Source organism: Pseudomonas sp. BF-R-26, assembly GCF_019947395.1.
Classification (GTDB): domain Bacteria; phylum Pseudomonadota; class Gammaproteobacteria; order Pseudomonadales; family Pseudomonadaceae; genus Aquipseudomonas; species Aquipseudomonas farris.
On record NZ_JAGYGK010000008.1, the window covers coordinates 315048 to 327883 of the forward strand.

The window sequence follows — 12836 nt, forward strand, 5'->3', positions numbered from 1 at the left end:
GCCACTCGTTCCTCCCAGATAGCAAAGGCCCCAACACCTGTACCGGGGCGGCGAACCTGACTGAGATGGCGATGACAAAACCACGTTCGAAAAAGGCTCTTTACATCGGCCTGCCGTTGGCCCTGGCGATCAGCGCCGGTGCAGGCTTCGCGGTCTGGTATTACGGGTTCAAGGACAACCTCGGTTATCCGATCAAGGTGATGAAACAGGCCGACGAGTTGCACGAGCGCATGCTCTCCTTCGATAGCCACATCAGCCTGATGCAAAATTTCGGCACCCAAGGCAACGAGGCTGACAAGGATGGCAAAGGTCAGTTCGACCTGGTCAAGGCCAACCGCGGACACCTGTCCGGTGCGGCCCTGACGATTTTCGGCTGGCCCGAACTGTGGAATGGCGCCAACGCGCCGCACAGACCCACCGCCGGTTTCGTCGAAGAAGCACGTAACCAGCAGGAAATCCGCTACAAGATTATTTCCGGCATGGTCCGCGACTTTCCCAATCAGGTTGCCATTGCCTACACCCCCGACGATTTCCGTCGTTTGCACGGAGAAGGCAAGTTCGCGATTTTCATCAGCATGCTCAATGCCTACCCGCTGGGCCATGACCTGAACCTGCTGGACTTGTGGACGGCACGCGGCATGCGCATGTTCGGTTTCAGCTACATCGGCAATAACGACTGGGCCGACTCTTCGCGTCCCTTGCCGTTTTTCAACGATTCGCCAGATGCCCTCGACGGCCTCTCGGACCTGGGCAAGCAAGCCGTGCATCGCTTGAATGACCTGGGCGTGATCATCGACGTGTCGCAAATGTCGACCAAGGCCTTGGAGCAAGTCGCGCAATTGAGCCGCACGCCGATGGTGGCTTCGCACTCGGCGCCACGGGCGATGGTCGATATCCCGCGCAATCTCAGCGACAAGGAATTGCAGCTGATCAAGAACAGCGGCGGCGTGGTGCAGGTGGTCGGTTTCTCCCAATACCTGCGACCGCTGACCCAGACCACCCAGGACAAACTCAACGAACTGCGCAAACAGTTCGACCTGCCCCCCCTGCCGAACCTCTCCATGGCCCTGATGCCGGGTGATCCGGTCATCGCCGCCTGGTCCGAGAAAAAATTCGGCCAGTACGCCAGCCGCCTCTACGCGATTCTTGAAGAAGAACCCAAAGCCACCCTCAAGGACCTCGGTGACGCCATCGATTACACGGTGCGAAAAATCGGCATTGATCATGTCGGCATCAGCTCCGACTTCAACGAAGGTGGCGGGGTCAAGGGTTGGAAGAACGTCGGTGAAATTCGCAACGTCACGGCGGAACTGATCTCGCGCGGCTACTCCGAAGCAGACATCGCCAAGCTCTGGGGCGGCAACTTCCTGCGGGTCTGGGATCAGGTACAGAAAGCCGCCAAGCCGGCGCTGATTTCACATCAAGGCACGAGCAAACCATGAGCGATCGTCGAACCTTTCTGAAACAGGCCGGGATTCTCGCCGCCGGCCTGCCCCTGACTGCGGGCCTGCACAACGTTGCCAGCGCCACCCCACAGCCCTCGCTGCCAGGGGACAAATGGGCGCAACTGCGACAACTGTTCGACCAGGATCCGGACTACCTGCACTTTTCCAACTTCCTGATCACCTCGCACCCCAAACCGGTGCGTGAAGCGATCGAGATGCACCGCGCCGCCCTCGATAAAAACCCTGGGCTTGCCATGGACTGGGACCTGGGTGTTATCGAGCAGCGCGAAGAAGAGGTGCGCGTCTGGGCAGGTCGTTACCTGCAAGCCAATGCCAAACAGATCGCGCTGACCGGCAGCACCACCGAAGGCCTGGCGATGATTTATGGCGGTGTGCATGTGCGCCCCGACCAGGAAATCCTTACCACCGCCCACGAGCATTACGCGACCCACACGATCCTCAATCTGCGCACCCAACGGGACGGCACTCGGGTGCGCAAGATCAGGCTGTTCAAGGATCCGCAGACGGCCTCCAAAGCCGAGATCCTTGCCTCGATCGACCAGAACATCAAACCCGAAACCCGTGTACTGGGTATGACGTGGGTGCACTCCGGCAGCGGCGTGAAACTGCCGATCGCGCAAATCGGCGCGCTGGTGGACAAGCACAACCGCCACCGCAGCGAGCAGGACCGCATCATCTACCTGGTCGACGGCGTGCACGGTTTTGGTGTCGAGGACCTGAGTTTTCCAGCCATGAACTGCGACTTCTTCATCGCCGGCACCCACAAATGGATGTTCGGCCCCCGTGGCACGGGCATCGTTTGCAGCCGCAGTGAAGAGGTCAAATACGTCACGCCGATCATCCCGACCTTCTCCGAAGCCACGGCGTTCTCCACCACCATGACACCGGGCGGCTACCACTCGTTCGAGCACCGTTGGGCGCTGAACGAAGCCTTCAAACTGCATTTGCAATTGGGCAAGGCCGATGTTCAGGCGCGTATCCATGCCTTGAACAGCTATATGAAAAAACGCCTGCAAGCGCACCCGCAGATCGAACTGGTCACGCCCCTGAGTCCCGAGCTGTCGTCCGGTTTCAGCTTCTTTCGGGTCAAGGGTCAGGACAGCGACAAGATCGCCGCCTGGCTAATGCAAAACCGCGTGATCGCCGATGCCGTGGAGCGCGACGTTGGCCCGGTGATCCGCACAGCACCGGGGCTGCTCAATACCGAAGCTGAAGTCGACCGCTTCATGGCGTTGCTCGACAAACAGCTCTGATCCCAACCCCATGTTGAATGTCAGTCAGTTAAGAAAAGGATGTGCCAAGTGCAGACCTGTGGCGAGGGGGCTTGCCCCCGTTGGACTGCGAAGCAGTCCTGAAACCTGCACCCCTCGTTCTGCCAGGCACACCGCATGCACCGGATTTGCGACTGCTTCGCAGCCGAACGGGGGCAAGCCCCCTCGCCACAGGGCTTGGCCTTCACTTAACTGACGGGCATCAGCCCCTGATTCCTTTTAACTTTTTATCGAGAGCAATGATGAACAGTGAGCTGCGTAGTTTTTCCTTGAAGACGCTCCCCGCACTGGCCTTCGCCGCCGTGGTTGCAAGCCTGATGCCGGGCGCCGTTCAGGCCGCAGCACCTGCCCCGCCCGGGAAAATCTTCAAGGACTGCAAGGACTGCCCGGAGATGGTGGTGCTGCCCACCGGAACCTTCACCATGGGCACTCCGGACAATGAGGTGGGCCGCGAGCCCGACGAAGGCCCGTTGCACCCGGTAACCTTCGCCAAACCCTTGGCCATCAGCCGCTTTCAGGTGTTGGCCGGCGAGTGGGACGCGTACCTGCGCGACAGCGGTTACGTCATGCCCGACGGCGACACCCGGCCGGGCCGCGAGTGCAAGGCCGGTGTGCCCCGCTATGAACGCACCGCGAGGCATCCGGCGGTGTGCATGGACTTCCCCGAGGTCAATGCCTACGTGGCCTGGCTCTCGAAGAAGACCGGCAAGCACTATCGACTGGTCAGCGAATCGCTGCGTGAGTATGCCGCTCGTGCGGGCAACAGTGGCCCGTTCCCCTTCCCGTTCGATGAAGGCAAGGAATACAGCATCGCCAAACACGCCAACACCTACGGCGCCGCCGATGGTTACAACTTCACCTCACCGGCGGGCAGTTTCCCGGCCAACGCTTTCGGCGTGTACGACATGCACGGCAACGTCTATGAGTGGACCGCCGATTGCTACAACGAGAACTACACCGGTGCACCAAGCGATGGCAGCGCGTGGTTGACCGGCGACTGCAAGGCCCGGCGCATTCGTGGCAATGACTGGGGTGAAGCACCGGTGTTCTCGCGTTCGGGCAACCGTAATGCCACCTACCCCGATACCCGTGGCGACTGGATCGGTTTTCGCGTCGCGCGGGACCTGTGATGCGCGCCCAGGAACAGCTCAACTCTTGAACCTCAACCCTTGAACTTCTGCCCTTAACGGCACTTGAAGCGGAAACCCCCATGACCTCGAATTCCCGCGGAGCCATCAGTGAAGTCCTCAGCCTGCTCAAGCCTTTTCGGGTCGTCGTGGTGCTGTCGATCATGCTTGGCATGCTGGGTGGACTCAGCATTACCGCCCTGCTTGCGACCATCAACAACGCCCTGAACGGCGAAGGCAGCCCACCCGCCAGTGTGCTGGTGACGTTTGTCGGCCTGTGTGTGCTGGCCCTGGTGGCGTCGACTCTGTCGGATATCGGCACCAATCATGTCGGGCAGCGCATCATTGCCGGGCTGCGTAAATCCCTGGGTGAGAAAGTCCTGTTGGCACCGATCGAACAGATCGAGCGGTATCGCAGCCATCGGCTCATTCCGGTTCTGACCCACGATGTCGACACCGTCAGCAGCTTCGCCTTCTCCTTTGCGCCGCTGGCCATTGCCTTCACCGTGACCCTTGGTTGCCTGAGCTACCTGGCTTATCTGTCGCTGCCGATGTTTGCCCTGTTGCTGGTGGCGCTGGTGATCGGCACCGTGGTGCAATATGTGGCCCGGGCCAAGGGCATCAAGGGCTTCGAAGCTGCTCGCGAGGCTGAAGACGAACTGCAAAAACACTACAGCGCGATTGCGGCCGGCGCCAAGGAGCTGCGCATCCATCGCCCGCGCCGCCAACGCATGTTCAGCCAGCGCATCGAAGGCACCGCCGACTACATCTGCAATACCCACATCCGTTCGATCAACACGTTCGTGGTGGCCAAGACCTTCGGTTCGATGCTGTTTTTTGTGGTCATCGGCCTGGCGCTGGCCCTGCAATCGTTCTGGCTGGGCACCGATAAAGCGGTCCTCAGCGGTTTCGTGCTGGTGTTGCTGTACATGAAAGGTCCGCTGGAATACCTGGTCATCACCCTGCCGGTGGTCAGCCGCGCCAACATCGCCTTCAAGCGTATTGCCGACCTTGCCGAACAGTTTTCCTCGCCCGAGCCGCACTTGCTGCTCAGTGACAAGAACACTCCCAAAACGGTCGTCGAACACCTCGAATTGCGAGACGTGCATTACGCGTTCCCTCCGGTGGACGGCAGCAAACCCTTCACCCTCGGGCCGGTCAACCTCTCCATCGCCCAGGGCGAAATCGTCTTCATCGTCGGCGAGAACGGCGGCGGCAAGACCACGCTGATCAAGTTGCTGCTGGGCCTCTACGCACCACAGGGCGGTGAAATCATCCTCAACGGCTCACCGGTACTGGCCAGCAACCGCGACGATTATCGCCAGTTGTTCACCACGATTTTTGCCGACTACTTCCTGTTTGATGAACTGGTGCAAGGCGACCAGCAGGTTCCCGAAGACGCCAACCGTTACCTGGAACGCCTGGAAATCGCCCACAAGGTCAGCATCCGCGATGGCGCATTCAGCACCACCGATCTGTCCACCGGCCAGCGCAAGCGCCTGGCGCTGTTGAACGCCTGGCTAGAGGAGCGCCCGGTGCTGGTGTTCGACGAGTGGGCGGCCGATCAGGATCCGGTCTTCCGGCGAATTTTCTACACCGAACTGCTGCCGGAACTGAAGTACCTGGGCAAGACCATCATCGTCATTTCCCACGACGACCGTTACTTCGATGTCGCCGATCAACTGGTGCGCATGGAAGCGGGTCAGGTCATCAGTGAAAAAGCCCCGGCCGCCACGGCCTGAGACCTGCCCGAAGCATTGCCGCCTTTTGCGAGAACCCCATGAACGAACTTCTTGATGATGATCTGCTGGCGCTTTTACTGGCCGATGCCGCAGACGATGTACAGGCCTTGTCGCCCCGCAGCCGCCTGGATCGAGCCCCGCTGTCGTTTGCCCAGCAACGACTGTGGCTGGAGCAACAATTGGCTCCGACCAGCTCGGCCTATAACCTGCCACGCGCCTTGCGGCTGACCGGCGAACTGGATACCCGGGCGCTGGAAGTGGCGCTTGATCGGGTCATAGATCGACACGACATTTTGCGCAGCGCGTTCAAGGAAATCGACGGCGTACCGATCCAGGTCGTTGAGCGTCACGCCCGTCTGACCCTGCACAAGCAAGACCTCTCGGCGCTCGACAGCCAGGCCCGCGCCGATGAACTGGCGCAGCGTATCCAGAATCAGGCGCTGCGCCCGTTCGACCTGAGCCGAGCGCCGCTGATCCGCGCTACGCTGCTCAAGCTCGATACCCTGGAGCATGTGTTGCTGCTCAACATGCACCACATCGTCTCCGATGCCTGGTCCAATGCGATTCTCATGCAAGACCTGTTCTGCGCCTACGGCCAGGCCCGCCTCGGCGACACCGCGCAACTGCCGCCACTGGCGATGCAATACGCCGACCATGCCACCTGGCAACGCGGTGCATACCTCGACAGTGCCGATTGCGCGCGCAGCGGCGATTACTGGCACCAGTACCTGGGCAGCGAATTACCCGTGCTCGAACTGCCCCAGGATTCTGCCCGCGCAGCGGGTCAACAGCACCTCGCCGGGCGCCTTTCATTGAGTATTCCCACCACTCTGTCCCAAGCGCTCAATGCCTTCTGCCAGCGCCAGGGGCTGACGCCGTTTGTGCTGGCCTTGGGCGCCTGGCAATTGCTGCTCGGCCGCTACAGCAACCAGCACGACTTCACCGTCGGCGTGCCCAACGCCAACCGCAACCGTGGCGAAACCCAGGAACTGGTGGGCTTTTTCGTCGGCACTCAGGTGTATCGGGCGCGGATCGATTCGACCCGCACCACTGTGGATTTTTTACACGACCTGCGCGGGCAATCCCTGGCGGCACTCGAACATGCCGATTACCCACTGGAGCTGATGTTCGATCAACTGCAACGACCGGGCGGCCAGACGTCCAATCCATTGTTCCAGGTGTTGTTCAACTGGCGCACCGACACGGCCGAACCAGCCGCGATGGACTGGGGCGAGCTGACACTGGAGTTTCTCGATACCGGAGAAAGACAGGCCAAATTCGATCTCTCGCTGGACATCGACTACTCGCATCAAGGCCTTGTCGCCACTTTCGAGTACAGCCGCGACCTCTACAGCCCGGCGACCATCGAACGCATGGCCGGGCATTGGCAGAACCTGTTGCAGAGCCTCATCGAAGCCCCCGATTGCGTCCTCGGCGAACTGCAGCTGCTAGCCCCGGACGAACGTCAACAAACCCTGGCCGACTGGAATCGTCAGCCCACCCGCCTGCCACGCGAACACTGCCTGCATCACGTGATCGAAGCGCACGCCAGTAGAGCCGGTGAAGCCATTGCCCTGAGTTTCGGCGATCAGCACATGAGTTACGCCGAGCTCAATCGCCAGGCCAATCGGCTGGCCCATCGGCTGATCAGCGAGGGCGTCGGCCCGGATGTACTGGTGGGCATCGCCGTCGAGCGCACGCCAGACATGATCGTCGGCGTGTTGGCGATCCTCAAGGCCGGGGGCGCCTACGTGCCGCTGGACCCGGGCTACCCGGCCGAACGCCTGGCCTACATGATCGAGGACAGCGCCATCGCGCTGGTGCTGACGCAGACGCATCTGCGCGAACAGTTACCGCTGCCGACCGAGGTTCACTGCCTGTTGCTCGACCAGCCGCCGTCCAGCCACCCGCAGGATGAGCACAATCCCGAAGTGGTGGTACACCCGGATAACCTGGCGTATGTGATTTACACCTCGGGCTCTACCGGCAAGCCCAAAGGCGCCCTGCTGCCGCACCACAACGTGATGCGGCTGTTTCACGCGACCGCGAACTGGTTCAACTTCAACCAGGACGATGTCTGGAGCCTGTTTCACTCGTATGCATTCGACTTCTCCGTGTGGGAAATTTTCGGCGCCCTGTTGCACGGCGGCCGCTTGGTGATCGTGCCGCACGCCGTCAGCCGTTCGCCACAGGATGTCTATGCACTGCTATGCCAGGAACAAGTCAGCGTGCTCAACCAGACGCCGTCGGCATTCAAACAGCTGATGCAGGTCGCCTGCGAACCTCAACAGTCACTGACCCAACACCTGCGTTATGTGATTTTTGGCGGTGAAGCGATTGATGTGCAAAGCCTGCGTCCCTGGTTCGAACGCTTCGGCGATCGCGCGCCGCAGTTGATCAACATGTATGGCATCACCGAAACCACCGTGCACGTGACCTACCGGCCATTGTCACTGAACGATCTGCACTCGGACGCGACCAGCCCCCTCGGCGAGCCGATTATCGACCTGTCGTGGTACCTGCTCGACCCGCATCTCAACCCGGTGCCCAAAGGTTGCATCGGTGAGTTGTATATCGGCCGCGCCGGTCTGGCGCGTGGGTATCTGAAACGCACCGACCTGACCGCCACCCGCTTCGTTCCCGATCCGTTCGACCCGCTACCCGGCGGGCGTCTGTATCGCACCGGCGATCTGGCGCGCTACGGCGTCGATGGCAGCATCGAGTACGTCGGACGCATCGACCATCAGGTAAAAATTCGTGGTTTCCGCATCGAACTGGGGGAAATCCAGGCACGTCTGCAGAGCCTGCCCGCCGTGCAGGACTGCGTGGTCCTGACCCACGAGGGCCCGAGCGGTCTGCAACTGGTCGGTTATGTGATCGCCAGCGAACCGGCCAGCACCGAGCTGCGCGAACAGTTGCTGAACGCCCTCAAGGCGCAGTTGCCAGACTACATGGTGCCCGGCCACCTGCTATTTATCGATCACTTCCCGCTCAACGCCAACGGCAAACTCGATCGCAAGGCCCTGCCCGAGCCGGATGTCAGTCTGTGGCAGCAAGCCTACGTTGCGCCGAGCAACCCACTGGAGGAGGCACTCGCCCAGCTCTGGCAGCAATCGCTAGGCATCGAGCGCGTGGGGGTGACCGATAACTTCTTTGAATTGGGTGGGCATTCGATTCTGGCCATTCAGTTCATTTCCACGCTCAAGACACGTCTGAACATCGAGCTGCGCCTGCAAGAGTTACTGGCCCATCCGAGCATCGGCGAACTGGCGGCGTTTATTTCGCGCAAGCATCGGGAACAGACTCAGTGCGTGGTCGAGTTAAATGCAGCCCCGGCCAGCGCACCGACCCTGTTCTGCCTGCACCCCAGCGGCGGAATCGTGTTCTGTTACCAGCCGCTGGCGAAGAAACTCAAGGCCCATGCTTCGGTCTGTGGCGTCATGCATCGCGGTTTCAGCGATGGCAGCCAAAGCTGGGACGAGATGGTGGCCGATTACAGTCAAGAAATCGTCAAGGCACAACCTCAAGGTCCCTACCACTTGATGGGCTGGTCGCTGGGGGGCGCGATAGCGCTGGATATCGCCGCCACACTGGAAGGCTTGGGTCATCAGGTGGCCTTTCTCGGCCTGGTGGACAGCACCATCCCGGAACACCTGTACCCTGAGGATTTACCCCGTTATCGACGCTTGCCAAGTGCTGAACAGAGCAGCGAGGCTTCGGAAGAAATCCTCGATGCCATTCACTATTTCGATCTGCTGTTCCCGACCCTGACAGACCGTACGGCGGCGTATTTGAAAGACTCGCCACACAGCTCGGTCAAGCAGTTCTATGACTGGGCAGCAAGCCTGGTCGAACCGGGCCAAGGCGACTTGTTGTCGATCGTGCAAAGCGTGAAGAACGAAGTCATGAATGCTCAGGCGTTCTCGGTGCATGACCGTCTGCTGGAGGCCTTCAAGCTTTATACCTTCAAACCTGTGCAAGTCCGGCCCAGTTGCTGGTGGGCCGTGCCGGAAAAGACCGCGCAAGAACTGGCGTTCTGCGAGGCATTGATCCGGCGTTACAGCCCCTCGGGCGAGCTGAAATGCTCGGTGCACTCACCGCTGTTGCACCGCAGCATGATCTTTGATGGCGCACTGATCGACTCACTGATCGAAGCCTTCCTGTCCAGCACCACCCCACACTGATCTCCCCCGCCCCATCAACCCGCCGGCAGGCTGCGGCGGGTTGCCAGTCAGATAAGCCGTCATGCGGTCCGTAGCAACCTGCGTTCGGTCTGGGCCGCATTCGGAAAAATCAGGCACTGCAAAACCCTTGTGGGAGTTGTGTGTCCGCCCGCCAAATCGCAGGCAAATAAAAAGCCCGGCCCGCAATGTGCGGGCCGGGCTTAGGTTTTGTTGACTGGTGCTTGCAATCAGAACTGCGGTTTGTACGTCACGCTGAACATCAGATTGCGCGGGTCGCCAAAGTTATTGTTGCCATTGAGCTGGTTGTAAGCGGGCGAAATGTACGTCTTGTCGAACAGGTTGTTGGCGTTGACCGCCAAACCGATCTCCGGCGTCAGCTGGTAGCCGATGCGGGCATTCCACACCGTGTAACCCGGTACATCTTTGTTAAGATCGTAAACCAGCGTGTGGCTTTGGGTGGTGAAGCCCAGACCGGTGCTGACACGGCTCCAGTCACCGGTGAACTGGTAGTTGCCCCACACGCGCAGCATGTGTTTCGGCGTCCAGGTACTAAAGACGCTGCCTTCGTTGGTCAGGTCTTCCAGGTATTTTGTGGTGTTGTAGGTATAGCCCGCAAATAGCTGCAGATTGTCCGTCACTTCACCACTGATTTCCGCGTCGATACCCTGGCTACGAACTTTCCCCGAGGCTACCGAGCAGTACGAGCCAGCACACTCCAAACCACCGGCGATGTCGTTGACGGCACGGTTTTCCTGGTCGTAACGGAAGATGGCCAAGGAGGTATTGACCCGACCGTCCATCAACTCGCCCTTGAGGCCGATTTCGTAGTTGGTGCCGACGATGGGTTTGAGCACCTTACCGCTGGTATCACGGTTGGTTTGCGGCTGGAACACGTCGGTGTAGCTGGCGTATACCGCCCATTCGCGGCTCAGGTCATAGACGATACCGGCGTAGGGCGTGACCACTCCGGTTTCAGTTCCGGTGCTTGGATCGTTGGGCGTGATACCGGTTTGTCTTTCGGTTTTCGACTTGTAGCTGAAGTCGTACCAGCTAACCCGGGAACCCAGTATCAGCGTCAGATCGTCAACCGGCTTGACGCGCCAGGTGCCGTACAGGCCTTTCTGACGGATATCGTATTTGCTGAGGGTGCCCTGGCCGCCCGCGGCAAGCAGACTGTCGTAGCTGATGTCCGGACGGTCATTGTCGAGGTCGAAGATGGTGTCGCTGCTGCTGTTGAAGGTACGGGCGAAGCGATCATCCGTCTCCAGCTGAGAGAAGTTGCCGCCCAGCATGACTTCCTGCTGCATCGACAAGGCTTCGAACTTGCCGGTCAGGTTCACGTCCAGACCGGCCTTCGTGGACTGGAAATCGGTCACGAAGTCGGCATATTGCACGCGACTGCCATCCGGCAAGAGACCGCCAGGACTTTGGGTTCGCTGGTTTTTCGACTGATTGTCTTCGGTCATGTACACGGTGCCGACCTTGAGGGCCCAATCGTCGTTGAAGCGGTGCTCGAGATCGGCGTAAAGGGTGGTGACGTCGATTTCGGAACGGTTCCAGCGCGCGCCGGTGTAGGTCGAACGCGAAACGTCCGGCATCGACCCGTCGGCGTAGAGTGGCAGGCCACGGATGTTGCCGCGCGATTCGCCGTTGGATTGGCTGACCGCGAAGCCCAGGGTGGTGTCTTCGCGCAGGTCGATATCCAGGGCGCCGTACAGCGAGTGGGTCTTGCTCCACGCGTGGTCGATGAACGAGTTGCTCTGGTCTTCGTCTACGACGATGCGGCCGCGGATGTTGCCGGCCTGGTTCAGCGGGCCGCCGGCATCCACTTGCAGACCGTAGTGATCCCAAGAGCCGGCCTTGCCGGTCAGGGTCACGGTCGGTGTGCTCTGACCACGCTTGCGCACCAGGTTGATGGCACCACCGGGGCTGCCGGTGCCTTGCAGCAGGCCGGAGGCGCCGCGCAGGATTTCCAGGCGGTCATAGAAGATCAGGTCCTGGGTCGCCCAGTTGCCCAGCGAATAGGTGTTACGCGGGATCGGCACACCGTCGTACTGCCAATCGTCGATCTGGAAACCACGCGACGACAGAATCATGCCTTCGCCGACGCCCTGCAGGCCGACTATGCCGGTGGTCTGGTTGACGGCGTCCTTGAGATCGACCAGGTTCTGGTCATCCATCTGCTTACGCGTCATCACGGTGATCGACTGGGGAATTTCCTTGAGGGTGTGGGTACCCTTGCCGATGGTCACCGCGTTACTGGTGTATGAGTTGCTGCCTTCGGTCGTCGCATCCAGCTGCTGTGCATTGACGGTGGTCGCGCCCAGCTCAAGGCCTTCAGTGGCGGAACCCCGCACCAGCATCAACGTGTTGCCTTCAAAGCTGTAGCGCACGCCGGTACCCTTGAGCAGTTCGGCAATGGCCGCTTCGGCGCTCAGTTTGCCGCTGACGCGGTTGCCGCGCAGGTCAGCGATGTCGGCGGCGTTGTAGATCACCTGCCGGTTGGTTTGCTCGCCAAACGCTTGCAACGCCTGGGGTAAGGGCTGCGCGGCAATGTTGACGGCGATCTCTTCGGCGCAGACCTGCGCGCTGAACGGCATCAGACAGGCCATGCCCAGACCGGCCAGCGAATGACGTGAGCGAAGCGTACGGGAAACGATCAAAGCCTTGAACAGAGGTTTCAACTCATGAATTGCTGACATCGTGCTCTCTATTATTCGTTAGAAGTGGATAAGACCGATGGGCCACCAAGTGCCCGACGCTGCCCAAACACGTAAACCGCTCTGTCGGCCACCTCTAGGGCAGCACGTCAGTTGGCGGTCGACCCGGCCCCTCCCCGGGCACAGGTCATCTGTCTGGACAACGGCAAAAATCGTGTTCTGCCCTACAAACCCGAACCCTGGGGCTACCCTGCCCGACCCGAATTGTCTGCATACCTTAGTAAGACGTAGCGCCACGCAGAAACCGGAATGAGTTTATTTATCATTAACAGCATATTTAAAAAAAAGCCGACGCGTTGGGCGTCGGCCTTTTATTTGCGGGGTTC

The 12836-nt window shown here is 60.2% G+C and carries 6 protein-coding genes; 5 read left to right on the forward strand and 1 reads right to left on the reverse strand.

What is annotated here, in order from left to right; all coding sequences use genetic code 11:
- Window positions 1–71: 71 nt before the first annotated feature.
- The 5 genes from pvdM to KGB18_RS14600 all read left to right on the forward strand — a co-directional run bounded on the left by pvdM (window position 72) and on the right by KGB18_RS14600 (window position 9790).
- Window positions 72–1442: a pyoverdine-tailoring dipeptidase-like protein PvdM gene (gene pvdM / locus KGB18_RS14580; RefSeq protein ID WP_052963098.1), complete on the forward strand. Its 1371-nt coding sequence runs from the start codon at window positions 72–74 to the stop codon at window positions 1440–1442.
- Window positions 1439–2719 carry an aminotransferase class V-fold PLP-dependent enzyme gene (locus KGB18_RS14585; protein ID WP_201062514.1) on the forward strand — a complete coding sequence of 427 codons (1281 nt, stop codon included), beginning with the start codon at window positions 1439–1441 and terminating at the stop codon, window positions 2717–2719. The genes pvdM and KGB18_RS14585 overlap by 4 nt, the downstream gene beginning before the upstream one ends.
- Window positions 2720–2979: 260 nt before the next feature.
- Complete coding sequence (locus KGB18_RS14590) at window positions 2980–3867, forward strand: formylglycine-generating enzyme family protein (RefSeq protein WP_123720422.1); 888 nt, start codon at window positions 2980–2982, stop codon at window positions 3865–3867.
- Window positions 3868–3947: 80 nt separating this feature from the next.
- Window positions 3948–5606, forward strand: a complete 1659-nt coding sequence (locus tag KGB18_RS14595) for a cyclic peptide export ABC transporter (protein WP_223570143.1) — start codon at window positions 3948–3950, stop codon at window positions 5604–5606.
- Between the two features lie 38 nt (window positions 5607–5644).
- Window positions 5645–9790, forward strand: coding sequence for an amino acid adenylation domain-containing protein (locus KGB18_RS14600; RefSeq protein ID WP_223570144.1), 4146 nt, complete (start codon window positions 5645–5647; stop codon window positions 9788–9790).
- Window positions 9791–10017: 227 nt separating this feature from the next.
- On the opposite strand, the gene KGB18_RS14605 is transcribed toward KGB18_RS14600, so the two are convergent.
- Window positions 10018–12492, reverse strand: coding sequence for a TonB-dependent siderophore receptor (locus KGB18_RS14605; RefSeq protein ID WP_201062517.1), 2475 nt, complete (start codon window positions 12490–12492; stop codon window positions 10018–10020).
- Between the last annotated feature and the right edge of the window lie 344 nt (window positions 12493–12836).